At 72.1% G+C, this 13,584-nt stretch carries 10 protein-coding genes; 4 read left to right on the top strand and 6 right to left on the bottom strand.

Features of this window, described 5'->3' with window-relative positions:
* Positions 1-61: 61 nt before the first annotated feature.
* On the top strand, positions 62-1,420 hold the full coding sequence (locus tag ABZ664_RS31010) for an extracellular solute-binding protein (protein WP_362517560.1): 1,359 nt from the start codon (positions 62-64) through the stop codon (positions 1,418-1,420).
* A gap of 157 nt (positions 1,421-1,577) precedes the next feature.
* Here the strand turns inward: ABZ664_RS31010 and ABZ664_RS31005 are convergent, their stop codons facing one another.
* Entirely contained in the window at positions 1,578-2,549 is a 972-nt protein-coding gene (locus tag ABZ664_RS31005; RefSeq protein WP_362517557.1) for a helix-turn-helix domain-containing protein, read from the bottom strand.
* A gap of 205 nt (positions 2,550-2,754) precedes the next feature.
* On the bottom strand, positions 2,755-4,089 hold the full coding sequence (locus tag ABZ664_RS31000) for an ATP-binding protein (protein WP_362517554.1): 1,335 nt from the start codon (positions 4,087-4,089) through the stop codon (positions 2,755-2,757).
* Positions 4,090-4,383: 294 nt separating this feature from the next.
* Between ABZ664_RS31000 and ABZ664_RS30995 the strand changes: the two genes are divergently transcribed.
* Entirely contained in the window at positions 4,384-4,896 is a 513-nt protein-coding gene (locus tag ABZ664_RS30995) for a GNAT family N-acetyltransferase (RefSeq protein ID WP_362517551.1), read from the top strand.
* A gap of 183 nt (positions 4,897-5,079) precedes the next feature.
* On the opposite strand, the gene ABZ664_RS30990 is transcribed toward ABZ664_RS30995, so the two are convergent.
* Positions 5,080-5,862 carry a glycoside hydrolase family 16 protein gene (locus ABZ664_RS30990; RefSeq protein WP_362517548.1) on the bottom strand — a complete coding sequence of 261 codons (783 nt, stop codon included), beginning with the start codon at positions 5,860-5,862 and terminating at the stop codon, positions 5,080-5,082.
* A gap of 30 nt (positions 5,863-5,892) precedes the next feature.
* Here ABZ664_RS30990 and ABZ664_RS30985 point away from each other — a divergent pair, with 30 nt between their 5' ends.
* Both ABZ664_RS30985 and ABZ664_RS30980 read left to right on the top strand, forming a co-directional pair.
* Positions 5,893-6,390, top strand: a complete 498-nt coding sequence (locus ABZ664_RS30985; RefSeq protein ID WP_362517545.1) for a hypothetical protein — start codon at positions 5,893-5,895, stop codon at positions 6,388-6,390.
* Entirely contained in the window at positions 6,391-7,650 is a 1,260-nt protein-coding gene (locus tag ABZ664_RS30980; RefSeq protein ID WP_362517542.1) for a hypothetical protein, read from the top strand.
* Positions 7,651-8,221: 571 nt separating this feature from the next.
* Here the strand turns inward: ABZ664_RS30980 and ABZ664_RS30975 are convergent.
* Genes ABZ664_RS30975 through ABZ664_RS30965 form a run of 3 tightly spaced genes read right to left on the bottom strand, consistent with a single transcriptional unit; the run spans position 8,222 to position 13,578 of the window.
* Complete coding sequence (locus ABZ664_RS30975) at positions 8,222-9,223, bottom strand: MinD/ParA family protein (RefSeq protein WP_362517539.1); 1,002 nt, start codon at positions 9,221-9,223, stop codon at positions 8,222-8,224.
* 45 nt (positions 9,224-9,268) lie between these two features.
* A complete protein-coding gene (locus ABZ664_RS30970; RefSeq protein ID WP_362517536.1) occupies positions 9,269-11,452 on the bottom strand; it encodes a hypothetical protein in 2,184 nt (727 codons plus the stop codon).
* The gene (locus ABZ664_RS30965; protein ID WP_362517533.1) at positions 11,449-13,578 is read right to left on the bottom strand and encodes a hypothetical protein; all 2,130 of its coding nucleotides are present in this window, start codon (positions 13,576-13,578) and stop codon (positions 11,449-11,451) included. The genes ABZ664_RS30970 and ABZ664_RS30965 overlap by 4 nt, the downstream gene beginning before the upstream one ends.
* Positions 13,579-13,584: the final 6 nt, after the last annotated feature.

Below are 13,584 nucleotides of genomic sequence, written 5' to 3'. Positions count from 1 at the left end.
GTGATCGACCTCGCCGGGCTGAACACCGTCACCCGCACCGTGATTCTGCTGGAGGTATGCCATGCGTGGTACAGCTCGTGCGTTCGCCGTGACCACCGCCGCCCTCGCCCTCGGACTGACCGCCTGCAGCGCGGGCGAGCCGGCCGACGGCCGGCCGGTGAAGCAGGCCGTCCCCAAGGCCGGTGAGGAGACCAAGAAGCCCGAGAAGCCGGCGGGACCCGTCACGCTGAAGTACTGGACCTTCACCCCGCCCGAGGCCGCGCTGAAGAGGGCGGTCGCCGCGTTCGAACGGGCGAACCCCGGCATCAAGGTCGAGCTGCGCACCTTCGCCGAGGCCGACTACCGCAAGCGGCTCCCCAAGGCGCTCGCCGGCGACGAGAAACTCGACGTCGTCGGCCTCCCGATCCCGACGATGACCCGCTCGGTCGCGAACCGGCTCCGCCCGGTCGACGACTGGAAGGACAAGGTCTCCGGCGGCTGGGTCGACGAGCTCGGGGAGAACGCGGTGAAGCAGACGGAGAAGGCCGCCAAGGGCGGCACGCTCTACTCCGTCCCGATGGGTTCCAACGGCGGCGCGGTCATGTACTACAACGCCGGTCTCCTGTCCGAGCTCGGACTCTCCTTCCCGAAGACGGCCGCCGATCTGGAGAGCGTCGTGAGGCGGGTCAAGAAGGAGATCCCCGACCTCCGGCCGATCGTCTTCTCCGGCGAGCCACGTCGGCAGGAGGAACTCCTGTTCACCATCGCGGGCCAGAGCCACCCCACCCTCTCCGACGAGCTGCTGACCGGCGGCAAGCCGTGGAACGGCCCCGAGGTCGTCTCGGCCCTGACCGCCTACAGGTCGCTGTTCGACAGGGGCGTGCTGGCGAAGTCGGGGCTCGCACTCAAGGGCGACCGCCCTGCCGAGCTTTTCCGCTCAGGCAAGGCCCTGTTCCTGGTGGACGGCTCGGGCCGGAGCCCGATGCTGTCCGCGTCCTACCGCAAGACCGCGAAGATCTCCGTCAAGAAGATCGGCGCCGGACCTTTCCCGACCGTCCTGCAGGGCTCCAAGCCCGCCGTCCGCAGTACGGCCGAGGTGGGGCTCGCCATCCCCAAGAGCTCCAAGCACGTGGCCGAGGCGGCCACGCTGATCGAGTTCCTGACGGTGGGCGAGGGGGTCTCCAACTGGGTCGGAGACCTGGCGCTCGTCCCCGCGCGCGAGGACTTCCGGATCGACTCCTCCGTCTTCGCCGACTCGGAGGGCAAGGAGGGTTACGCCGCGATCCAGGAGCTCGTCAAGGACGGCGGCTCCCTGAACGTCCCCGACGAGTCCTTCCTGGAGCGGGTGGAGGGTGACGTCATCCTTGACGTCGCCCATGGCCGGATCACCGCGAAGAAGGCGGCCGACCGCCTGCAGGAGGAGTGGTCGCGCGGCGAGTGAGGGTCTTCCTCCGGGTTTCCCCGCCGTCCTGTGGTGAGAGCCCTCCTCGGCTTCTCGCCGGCAGGACGGTGAAAACCTCTCGACGGCTTCCCGCCGCCCGGGCCTCGACAGTGGCTTCCCATCCGGTCGCTGAGCGCTCCCGGGGGTCCCGGCGAGGTCAGGCGTTCACGTTCACCGGCCGGAAGGTGCGGCGGTAGGCCATCGGCGAGACGCCGATGGCCGCCTGCAGGTGCTGGCGGAGCGAGGCGGCGGTGCCGAACCCCGACCGCAGGGCGACACCGTCCACCGGCAGGTCGCTGGTCTCCAGGAGCCGCCGGGCCAGCTCGACCCGCTGCAGGATGAGCCACTGCCCGGGGCTGAGCCCCATCTCGTCGCGGAAGCGCCGGGTGAAGGTACGGCGGCTCATCCGGGCATGGGCGGCCAGCTCGCCGAGGGAGAGCGGTTCGTGCAGCCGCTCCAGCGCCCAGGCCCTGGTCGGGGCGGTCGTCGCCGCGGTCGGGGAGGGAATCGGGCGCTCGATGAACTGTGCCTGACCGCCGTCGCGCCACGGCGGGACGACGCACCGCCTGGCCACGCGGTTCGCCACCTCGGTGCCGTGGTCGCGCCGGACGATGTGCAGGCAGAGGTCGATCCCCGCGGCCACCCCTGCCGAGGTGAGCACGTCCCCGTCGTCCACGAACAGCACATCCGGGTTGACCTTGACCTTGGGAAACAGCTTCTGGAAGTGGTCGGTGCTGCTCCAGTGGGTGGTCGCGGGACGGCCGTCGAGCAGTCCGGCCGCCGCGAGCACGTAGGCGGCGGTGCAGATCGAGACCAGGCGGGTGCCCGGCCGGATGCGCGCGATCGCGTCGGCCACGGGGACGGGGAGCCGTCCCTCGGCGGAGATCGCTCCGAGGGCGTGGGTGGCCGGGATCACCACGGTGTCCGCGTCCTCCAGGGCCTCGGCTCCGTGGTCCACCGCGATCGCGAAGTCGGCGTCGGTGCGTACGGGGGCGCCGTCGACGGTGCAGGTGAGCACCTCGTAGAGCGGTTTGCCGTCCGCGTCCCTGGCGACGCCGAAGATCCGCGGCGGGATGCCCAGCTCGAAGGGGATCACGCCGTCCATGGCGAGCATGACGATCCTGTGCATGACCCGATTCTTACATGGGTGAGGTACGGGCCACCCCCGCCGATGGCCGCCGCGTCACCAAGGACCGTCTCTTGCGAAGCTGTTCCCCTCGCCGAGGGGGCGCCACCTGCGAAGCCCGTTCCCTTCATCGAGAATCGCCGTCCGCGAAGCCCTTTTCACTGTGGGGTGCCTGCCGTGAAGCCCCGTCCCCCACCGTGAGGCAGGCTCAGGAGTCGGGCGCGGTCGACAGCGGCAGGCGGAGGACGAGCCGGGCGCCGCGGCCGGTGGTGTTGTCGGCGGCGTAGAGCCTGCCGCGGTGTGCCACGGCGATGTCCCTGGCGATGGACAGGCCCAGGCCGGTTCCCCCGGCGTCGCGGCTGCGCGCCGAGTCCAGGCGGGTGAACCGCTGGAAGACCCGCTCCCGCTCTGTCTCGGGGATGCCGAGCCCGTCGTCGATGACCTCCAGCACGGCCTCGCCCAGCCGGCTCCCGACCCGGACCTGCACCTCCTTCACCGCGTGCCGGTCGGCGTTGGCCAGCAGGTTGGTGAGCAGTCGTACCAGCTGGACCCTGCTGCCTCGCACCGTGACGCCGGGGTCGAGCTTCAACAGCACCTCGTGCCGGGTCGGCCGGCGCCTCACCTCCGAGGTGACCAGGTCGGCGAGGTCGATCACCTCCGGTGCGACCCGCACGCCGGAGTCCAGACAGGCGAGCAGCAGCAGGTCCTCGATGACGGCCTGGAGCCGGTCCGCGTCGGCCAGCACCGAGCGCATCGTCGTGAGCGGGTCCTCCGCCTCGGGGTCGGAGATCGCCAGTTCGAGCTTGGTACGTAACCCGGTCAGGGGGGTGCGCAGCTCATGGGAGGCGTCGGAGGCGAAGCGACGCTGGTTCTCCACGGCCCGCTCCAACCTTTCGAGGGTCGCGTTGATGGTCTGGGTGAGCTGCGCCATCTCGTTCCCCGAGGCGGGGACGGGCATCCGGCGGCTGAGGTCGGAGGCGGTGATCTCGGTCATCTCGGCGCGGATCCGTTCCACCGGGGCGAGCGTACGGCCGGCGAGTTGCCAGGCGCCCCAGCCGAGCAGCGCGAGAAGCCCCGAGGAGAAGAGCGTGAGCGTGATCGCGAGGAAGCTGGAGCGGAGCAACGGGGGTTCCGGCATTATCGCGTAGATCATCACGTCGCCGTAGACGGAGTCTTCGACCCGGAGGCCCGCGACGCTGTAGCACGCCCGTTCCTTCGGCGGTAGGGTCGCGCACACCGTCTCGTCCACGCGCGCCTGGCCGGGAGGTGGGCGCTTCTGGGTGAGCGGCGGCTTTTCCTTCATGGCCGGGCTGGCGGCGACCACCCGGCCGTCGTTCGCGACGACCTGGATGCGGTTGACGCGGTTGAGCGGGAAGATGACGGTGTCCGCGGGGCCTTTCTCGATGTCCAGGGCCGTGTTGGCGGCCGCGTCGGCCGCCAGGTCGGAGAGGTCCGCCGAAAGCCTGGTCTTCACGACCTGCAAGGTGACGAACATGCCCATTCCCAGGACCAGGGCGAACGCGATGATCGCTATGAGGGTCACCTGACCTCGGATTGACCGCGGACGTCGTAATATGGCTACCCCCCCGAAAATCATCTCTTCGTATTTAATGACATCCTTTTAAGTCATTTATAGGTGATTGTCGTTAATTAACTAGCAAAGCCCGAACAAGCTCTCGTTGTTGTTCGGTCGGGGAGGGCAATGGTTCCCACCTGCGGCGCGACCGGGAGAGGCATCGGCCAAGTGGTGCCGGAAGTGGCTCGAAAAGACTCCCGGTATGACGCACCTGGCTGGCATGTCCTCCTATGTAGGTGTGTGTCCTGTTAAGATCCGCCGATGATTATCCGTGACGGTCATCTTGGCGACGCACCGGCCGTTCTGGCGATGTTCGACGGCGCGGTGGCGTGGCTGACCTCCCTGGGCCGCACCGGCCAGTGGGGCAGTGAGCCGTTCTCCGTCGACGCGGCCCGTGTCGAGCGGGTCACCTCGTGGGCGACATCCGGCGGGATGCGCGTCGCCGAGCTCGACGGCCGGCCCGCGGGCTGCCTGGTAGTGGGGCCCGCGATGCCCTATGTCCCCCCCGCTCCCGAGCCGGAGCTCTACATCCAGGGGCTGGTCGTCGATCCGAGGTTCCACGGCAGGGGAGTCGGGGCCGCCCTGCTGGAGCGCGCCCGCGCGGAGGCCGCAGGGCTGGGGATCGCGCTGGTGCGGGTCGACTGCTACGCCGGTGACGACGGCCGGCTGGTGGCGTACTACGAGAGCCAGGGCTTCACCAGGACGGAGAGCTTCAAGGTCGGCGACTGGCCCGGCCAGGTCCTGGAGTCGAGGCTCCCCGTGGCCACGGGCTGAACGGCGGGCAGAGGGGCCACCACCTCGAAGAGGTTCGACGCTCCCCGAACGTCCCGCGCCGAGAGGGCCGTGCCGGGGTGGTGCGGGCCGGGTGAGCGGGCCGGGTGAGCGGGAAGGCCGCGGACGCGAGGAGGGTGCGGGACCCGTGACGGGTCCCGCACCCTCCTGCGGTGCGGAGCGGGGTCAGCCCGCGGTTCCCGCCGAGGCCGGGTAGATGCGGAGCCAGTCCACTTCCATCCACGCCTCGCCGGAGCTTCCCTGGCCGGGGAACCAGTCCAGCTGCAGGCAGACCGACATCGAACTACGGGTGGCGTTCCCCGAGCGGAACCACTCCTGCCCGTCGATGTAGCCGACGACGCTGCTGGGGGTGACCTCCACGGCGTAGGTGTGCCAGGCGGTCATGTCGATGTTGGCGTGGGCCTGCTCCTGCCCCTGAGGGGTGTGCAGGAAGAAGTTCGGCCGCTGCCGCTCGGGATCGTTGATGACCTCCAGGAAGTCGATCTCCTCACCGGTGGAACTCCGCACGTTGCCGCCGCCGTCCTTCGGCCACAGCAGGGCGACGGGATGGTACGACCCGGCTCCCGGGTACAGGCGGATACGGGTCTCCCAGCGCCCGTACGCCTGGGCGTGACGGGCGGCCAGGCCGGCCGTGGTCCCGTCCTCGCGACCGTACAGGTAGAGCGCCCCGTTTCCGAGGTAGAGCTGCTGGGGGGATCGGCGGCCGTTGCCGGCGTGCCCGGCCGAGTCGTAGAAGACCCAGTCGGACTCGTCGAGGTAGTCGTCGAACTCCGCGCACCAGGACGGTGCGCCCCAGCTGAGGGCTTGCGCGGCGCTGGCCTCGCCGGTGGCGGCGGGGGCGCAGGGGGCCGCGGAGACCACCTCTCCCTGGGCCGCGCTGAGGGTGCTCACCGTCAGCGCGGCCACCATGCTGAGTACGGCCACCCGCACGTGGGATCTGGTGATCATGATTACTCCTCCCAGGATCTTGCGCAGAGTGTGGAGGGACTGAAGCTCCAGCAGCCGGTGCTCGTCGGGCTGGGGATCGCCCACACGGTCGGGCCCGAGGGCTGGGTGGGCGAGGCGGGCGGCGCGAACACCCAGCGCGGCGCGCCCGCCGGCTCGTGGTTCGCGATCAGCCGGACGCCGGGGGACGCCGCGGTACGGCCACGCCAGGGCGCGAGGCTCCAGCACGAGGCGAGGTCCTCCGGCTTACAGAGGTCGGAGGTGGAGCGCTTGAGCGGGGGCAGAGGCAGGACGGTACGGATCGAGGGCGCCGGGGACGGGGCCGCCATCGGGGATCGGGTGCTCTGGACCGGCTCGAGCAGGAGGGAGGGCTCACGGACGTCGGTCCGCGCGGGTGCGGGCCGGGGCGCGTGGGTCGCCCAACGAGGCGCGCCGGGGCGCGACGAGGTGGCGGTGGGGGCCGGGGTGACGGGCGGGGTCGGGCTCGCCGAGGGCTTCGGAGTTTCCTTGGGCGAAGTGGTGGGCTTCTGAGTGGGCTTGGGGGCGGGGGTGCCGCTCGGCGCGGATTTGGTCGCCGTCGCCGTCGCGGTGGGTTTCGCCGTTGCCGTAGCGGTCGCGGTCGCCGTCGCGGTGGGTGTGGGGGACGGCGCGGGCTGGGTGGTCGTACCGGAGGGGGACGGTGTCGTCGCCGGCGGCTGCGGTGTCCCGGTCGACGCGGGTGAGGAGGTGGCGCTGGGCGACGGCGCCGGGGTGGCGGGGGCGGAGGTCGCCGTGGACGTCGCCGACGGCGCCGGGGTGGGCTTCTTGGCCTCGGGGGACGGGTCGGTGGTGGGCCTGGTGTTCCTGGACGGCGCGGGGACCTTCCTGGCCTCCACGGGGGCGTCGGTGGACCTGGTGTTCCTCCTGGTCGTCGGCTTGGTCGTCGGCTCGGACCTCCTCGGTGAGCTCTCGGTGGACCTGGTGCTCACGGGCGGGTCCTCGGCGGGACGTGACCTGCTGGACGGCGAGCTCGTCGGCGCCGCGTTCCTGGACCGTGTGGCCTCCCGCGTCGTCGTCCCATCGGGGGAGGCGGAGCGCCGCTCGACGGGAGCGTCCTCCTCCACGCGCGGTGCGGTGTTCCTCTCGCCGGAACGGTTACGGGACGTGGGCGGGGGGCTGTCGGTCTCGGGGGACGAGGTCTCCTCCGAGGGGGCGCGACGGGTCCGCGTCTCGGCGGGCGGATTCCCGTCCCCGGAGCGGGAGCCGCTGCCCGAGGGCGGGTTCCTGTCCGTTCTGGAACGGGAGTCGCCGTCCGAGGGCGGGTTCCTGTCGGATGTCGAACGGGAGTCGTCCGAGGGGGCCGAGCGGGAGTCGCCCGACGGGGGAGTCCCGTCCTGCTGGGAGGTGTCTTCGACCTCGGAGGGGGGTTCCTGGCGTGAAGGGGGAGAACCGGCGAACTCCTGCGACGATGAGCCGGAGCTCAGGCCGGGATCCGCCATGGCGGCCCACGGCTGGGCGATGACCGCGCTCGTCGTCGCGGATACCGCGGCCAGCAGAAGGCCGGAGAGTAAGGTGACACGCCGGGATGAGCTGCGTGGGGGCATTGATCGCTCTTCCTCGATCTATGGGGTGGGCTCTGGGCCGGAGATGGGTTTCCAGCCCGCGGCGGTGAATTCCGGGGTGCCCGGGAGGGCGACCGGCGGCACGGAGGTGGCGAGGGGGTCGGGGACGTTGACCCAGTCCCCCTGGTTCGCACCGCGCATGCCGGGCTGCCAGACCATGAGCAGGCTCATGGCGTACGGGCTCGAATAGGTTGGATCGGTGTCGCCGACGCCCTTGGTCGCGGTCACCTGGACCAGGACCGAGACCTGCACCTGATCCTGGGCGCGGGGTTTCCACTGGACACCGATCGTCCGTGTCCTCATGGCGGCGCCGTCGGGGAGTGCCCCGTCCTTGGGCAGGCCGAGGATCTCCCTCCACCCCGCGACGGCCTCGCGGGCACCGGCCCGCGCCGCGTCATGCTCCTCGGGCCGCGCGTAAAGCACCGCGGCCTGCTCGGCCTGTTCGACGTCCAGGGTCCACGCGGCCTCCAGCGCCGCGGCGGCGGCGGAGGCCGCGCCCAGCTCGGTGCGGGGGAACCCGACGGGGTAACCGGCCGCACCCTCGTAGGCGGAGGGCGGGGCGAGGAGAACGGTATCTCCGAGGGCCTTCGGCGCGGAGGCGTTCACGGGGGTGGCGGAGTCGGGTCGGAGGAGCTGCCATGCGCCGGCCGCCAGCAGGATCGTCCCCACGATCGAGACGACCACGATGAGCATCCGCCGCCGGGCGCTTGGCGGCGGGCCCAGATCCCAGTTCAGCGTGGGATCGTCGGCGACCGGTCGCACTAGTTGCTCCGGTCGGGGCGCTGCCCGAAGCTCTGTCCGGCCGCGGCGGCCAGGCGAAGGTACGCGCCCCGGGTCGTGGGTCGGAGGCGGACCAGGTCCACCTCGGCACCCTCCTTGAGGTGCGGGTCGTAGGGGATGCGGATCACCGCGCGGCAGCGCGAGGAGAAGTGGCGCTCCAGCAGGTCCAGGTCCACGTCGGACTTGGGCTCCACGGCGTTCAGCACGACGATGGCGTTCCTGACGAGGTCGGCGTGGCCGTGGGCGGTCAGCCAGTCCAGCGTCGCGGCGGCCGAACTCGCCCCGTCCACCGCGACCAGGCTGACCAGCACGATCTGGTCGGCCAGTTCCAGCGTCGCGCCCATCGCCCCGTGCAGCAGGCCGGTCCCGCAGTCGGTGATGCAGATGGAGTAGTAGCGCTCGATGAGCCCGGCGACCGTGCGGTAGTCCTCGGCGTTGAACGCCTCGCTCACCGCCGGGTCGGTGTCGGAGGCGAGGACCTCAAGCCGGGCGGGTGACTGGGAGGTGAAGGCGCGCGCGTCGGCGTAGCGCAGGATGTGGGGGGCCTCGGCGAGCATGGTGCGGATGGTCGCGGCCGTCTCGGACTTGACCTTGAGACCGAGGGTCCCGCGGTCGGGGTTGGCGTCGATCGCGATCACCCGGTCACCGCGCAGCGAGGCCAGCGTGTTGCCGAGGGCGACCGTCGTCGTGGTCTTGCCGACCCCGCCCTTGAGGCTCATGACCGCGATCCGGTGGTGCCCGCTCGCGACGGGGGTCTGGGCATGCGCGATCAGCGTGCGCCGTTCCACCTCCGCCGCCGACTCCGCGGGGATGATGCGCTTGCCGGAGAGCTGCCAGACGAGACGGCGCCACCCCCCGGCGGGTTCCGGGCGGCGGTTGGTGAGCAGGTGCTCCGCGGTGAGCGGGACCGTTTCGTGGAACTGGTCGGGCGGGAGCGGCGGATTGGGCGGTGATGCATGGATATGGGGAGAGGTATCCGTCATTTCCCTGGTCCTTTCTTGAAAAGTGATCGTGGGGGATGGGGTCGGTCAGCAGGTCCGCCAGCGCACCGTCGTACTGATCGAGTCGTCGAGGGCGTGAACGGTCACCGGAGCGGTGGCCGACGCGGGGGCGCCGCACCAGTTGCGGACCCGGTGGGCACGTAGGTTGATCACCTGTGTGACCCCCTCCCGCAGCGTGCCGCCGGAAGGGGTCACGGCCAGGCCGGGAGCCGAGATCCGCCATTTCAACGGCTCTCCCGAGGAGGTGAGGACCATGCTTCCCAGGCCGAACTCGTCCAGCGTCACCACGGGTGGGACCCGAAGCCGGGAGGCGAGCCCGTCCTGCCGCGTCGGCGCGTCGGCGGCGGGAGGCGGAGAACGGGTGGCCTGGCTGGTGGACGCCTGCAGCGACCTCGCGGGCTCCTCGGGCCCGATCGCGGGACCGAGAAAGTTCATTCCGGTCAGGGTGCCCGCCGCGCCCGCCACGACGATGATGACGATCTTGATCGTCGTGTTCCTGATCCGGGCACCCGCCCAGCTGAGCGCCTCCAGCACGCGGATCCCCATCTCGATCCGCTCCTCGTCGGGGCGGTCGTCGGGTTCGGTGTGGAAGCGCAGCGCGGGAACCTGGGTGTCGTCGAGTGTTCCGGTCTCGCGCACTCCGGTCTCGCGTACTCCGGTTTCGCGTACTCCGGTTTCGCGGGTTTTGGTCTCGCGGGTTTTGGCCTCGCGTACTCCGGTTTCGCGTGTCCCGGTATCGCGCATCTCGACGGACGCCTGCCCGGCGATGACGACGGGTTCGGCCTTGGCGACCGGTTGGGGAGCCGGCGGCTCCTGCCGGGGGATGGTGCCGGTGAGCTCCTCGCTCTGGGCGAGGACCTCGCGAGCCCACGCCTGGGTGAGCAGGGCGTCGTAGAGGGGGGTGTCGTGTCCGGGTACGGGAGGCGCGGACGGCGGGCGGGCCGGCCGGGTCCTGCGGGGCGGCAGGGCGGGCAGCGGAGGCAGGCCCGAGGAGGGGGCGGGAGCGCGGGAAGCCGCCGCGGGCTCCTCTCCCGGTGCCGTGACCGGCGACACCGCGCCCGACGTCGTACTCGGCGGCGTCGTGGCAGGTGGCTTCGGCTTCGTGGGAGGTTTCGACGCCACCGGTGGGTAGGGAGGCGTGCCGACCCTGGGCGGGGGCGGTGCCGGGGTGGTGCCGCCCGCGGCCGGGGAGGCGGGTGGCGTGGAGGACCGTCGTCCGGCCGGGGAGGCGGGCGGGGAGGCGGGTGGCGTGGAGGACCGTCGTCCGGCCGGGGAGGCGGGCGGGGAGGCGGGTGGCGTGGAGGACCGTCGTCCGGGTGGGGCGGGAGTTCGGCCCCCGGCCGGGGGCGCGGGAAGGACCGGGGAGTGCCCACCCGGAGGCGGGGCGGACAGGACGGGAGACCCGCCACGGGCCGGTCGTGCGGGCGGGGCCGCCTCCGAGGCCGCGTCGCGGGCTGCCTCGGGAGGCAGCGAGTCCACGAGCCGCTGCCGCTCCTCGGCGGAGAGCGGCGCGACCGGAGGATAGGCGATCATCTGCGGCGCCGTGTAGCGGATGTTGATCGGCCGCGTGCACACGGGACACCTGATCATGTGGGAGAGCAGGCTCGCCTGGGCCTCCGCCGGGTCCGCGGAGGAGTGCGCCGTCCGTCCGCCGGGCGGGCCGTCGGGAAAGACGTCGGGAAAGACGTTCTCCACCAGCGGGGCGAGCTCCGGACAGGTACGCCGCCCGTGGGTGAGCGCGTCCAGTCCGCTCACCAGGGTCTCGATCAGATCCTGGGTACGGGTGGTGAGCCTGCTGACCTCGTTGACGGGCATCGCCAGCATGTGGGAGAGGTCCTCCATGCTGAGCGCGTGGCGGTACGTCAACCTGAGCGCCTCCGTGCCCAGGGGGTCGACGATCGTCCACACCCGCTCGATCAGCGAGGCGTCGGGCATGCCGGGCCCCGAACCCGGCACGTACCGCTCCCGGTATCCCGGAGAGGTGCGGCAGTCACGTCGCAGTGCGGCCAGCAGTCGCCCCCGGGCCGTGACGCCCTCGGGAGCGGCCTCGGCCCGGCCGGCCGCCAGCGCGGAGACGACCGCCGCGTGCGCCCGGCCGGGTTCGAGGTGGGAGGCGGCGTAGTCCATCAGGTGCGCGCCGTGCTCACGCACCCAGGCCGCCCCCTGGCCGGGGCCGGGCGTGGGACGCCCGGTTCCGGTAGGTGTGCTCATCGGCCCTCGTACTCGAACGGGTTCGGCTCGGTCCGGTCTCGGGGAGGCCGGCCCCGGTCGGAGTGGGAGGGAGCGGTGTTCTCGCCCGGCCACTGTTCGGAGACGTCGCCTCCGGTGTCTCTGGGGGCCACCGCGTCCTCGGGACCCGGCTGGGCGGGGTTCAGCCCGCCCGTGTCCGGCTGCCAGGGCTCCTCCTGGCCGGGGACGCCCTGTCGCTGTTCGCCTTGCCGCTGCTCGCCCTGTCGCCGGTCGGTCTGTCCCTGGTCAGGCTGCGGGAGGGTGCTCTCGCTGGGGATCGGGCTGGGAAGCGGGACGGGGGGAGGATCGGTCACCACGAGCTCCAGGTTGCGCTGGGGCAGTCCGGTGAACTTGGTCCAGTTGCTGATCTGGCCGGGTGCGGGCTCCGCGTAGAGCCAGCGGATGAAGGCGGGCCACAGGCACGAGTCGCGGGGGATCGTGGCCTGGCCGCCCTGGGCCTGGTCCGGCCCCTGGGTCGCGCTGAGCGCCCGGAGTTCCTCGGCGGTGTAGTCGCGGCACGGCGGGGTGCCCGGCGGGGCGATGTTGAGGTCCCACACGCCGTTCTCGTCCGTGTAGCGCATCCCCCTGTCCAGCCCGAGGGCCTCGTGGGCGCGCCGCATGAGCTCGGGGTTCTCGAAGATCGGCAGCGAGACACCGCCGTCCGGGCCACCGCCGGGAAGCTGCGGGGGGGCCGGCATGAGCACGGTCCCGTCGGGACCCTGCGACGCGTTCTCGGCGGGACCGAGGGAAGGCTGCGGCTGGGACGGCCCGGCCGAGGGGAGTTTCCGCGACGGGTCGGGCGCCTGGGAGCGAGTGCGGTCGCCGGCGCGCGGTGCCGGTGCCGCCGAGGGCGTGCCGGGGTCACCGGTCGGCCTGGTCTCGGGAGACGACGTGGACACGGGACCCTGACCCGAGGGCACGATCGGCTGGCCGGTGCCCGAGCGGATCGCCGGCCTCAGAGTGCCCGTGGGCCGGGGGTTTTTCGCGTTGTCCCCGGGCTGTGGGTTCCTGGCGTCACCGATGGGCCGAGGTTGCTGCTGCCCGTTTCCTCCGGTGGGCTGGGCCTGCGGGGGCTTGAGGCCACCGGTCGGCTGGGGCTGCTGCTGCCGGTTCCCCTCGCCGGGACGCTGCCCGTTCCTGTCCGGGGACTGCTGCCACTTCCCGTCGGGGGGCTGTTGCCTGTTGCCGCCGGTGGGCTGCGGTTGCGGCTGCCTGTCTCCGTTGTCGGCAGGGGGCTGTTGCCTGTTGCCGCCGGTGGGCTGCGGCTGTGGCTGCCTGTCTCCGTTGTCGGCGGGGGGTTGCTGCCCGTTCCCTCCGCTGGGCTGGGGCTGTGCCGACAGGGAGGGGCCCGAGGACCTCGTCGCGCCGGACTCGGGAGCCGGCTTGGGCGGCGAGACGACCTCGACCTGCTCCACGGGGCGCGGCTCGATGACGCTGCCGCTCTCGTTCTGGCTCTCCGAGATGTTGCCGCTGATCTTCTTCGTCGGGGTCGGAGGCGGTGGAGCGGGAGGGTTGACGGGCTGGTTGTTCACCTGGGCGGGAGGGGGCTGGGCGGGGGGTTGCGCCGGCCCGGGGTTGGGCGCGGGCTGGACCGGCGCAGGGTCGGGTTTGGCGGGCGGATCGGCCTTCTTGGGCGTCGTGGTCTTCGTCGACGCGGTCGCCTTGGGAGCGGACGGCGGGGCCGGAGTGCTCTTGGGGTTTCCCGGCCGTTGGAGGGGCGCGGCCGCGGCGGCGGCCACGCCCAGGACGGGAAGGGCGACACAGCCCTCCGCGGCGCCGCCGACCGCGCGCCCGTCGGTGGTGGTGGTCAGGCAGACCCGCTGGTCCCCGGCGGCGGAGGCCCGTTTGGTGCCCTTCGCGATCGTGCTGCCCGCGTCGGCACCGGAGAGCGGGAGCGGTTGGTCACCGCCGGGTGCCGCGCCCGCCGTCCAGGCTCCCGCCTGGTCGTCGAGGAGGTACGTTCCCGCGGCGAGTCGCATCACCTGCCCCTGGCCGGGGTCGGGGCGGATGGCGATGACGGTTCCCAGCCCGGCGCCGGCGCCGAAGACACCGATCGCGACACTCGCAGTGATCACCGTCGCGCGCGATGGCTTACGTGAGGGTGTCATTAGAAT

The sequence above is a fragment of the Streptosporangium sp. NPDC006930 genome, from assembly GCF_040635605.1.
Lineage (GTDB): Bacteria > Actinomycetota > Actinomycetes > Streptosporangiales > Streptosporangiaceae > Streptosporangium.
The sequence above is the reverse complement of the archived record's forward strand: the minus strand, read 5'-3'. Positions and strand labels throughout refer to the sequence as shown.

Bases quoted from the DNA above. Each gene is read 5' to 3' on its own strand.
- ABZ664_RS31010 (WP_362517560.1), top strand. From the start codon at position 62: ATGCGTGGTACAGCTCGTGCGTTCGCCGTGACCACCGCCGCCCTCGCC.
- ABZ664_RS31005 (WP_362517557.1), bottom strand. From the start codon at position 2,549: ATGCACAGGATCGTCATGCTCGCCATGGACGGCGTGATCCCCTTCGAG.
- ABZ664_RS30995 (WP_362517551.1), top strand. From the start codon at position 4,384: ATGATTATCCGTGACGGTCATCTTGGCGACGCACCGGCCGTTCTGGCG.
- ABZ664_RS30990 (WP_362517548.1), bottom strand. From the start codon at position 5,862: ATGATCACCAGATCCCACGTGCGGGTGGCCGTACTCAGCATGGTGGCC.
- ABZ664_RS30975 (WP_362517539.1), bottom strand. From the start codon at position 9,223: ATGACGGATACCTCTCCCCATATCCATGCATCACCGCCCAATCCGCCG.
- ABZ664_RS30970 (WP_362517536.1), bottom strand. From the start codon at position 11,452: ATGAGCACACCTACCGGAACCGGGCGTCCCACGCCCGGCCCCGGCCAG.
- ABZ664_RS30965 (WP_362517533.1), bottom strand. From the start codon at position 13,578: ATGACACCCTCACGTAAGCCATCGCGCGCGACGGTGATCACTGCGAGT.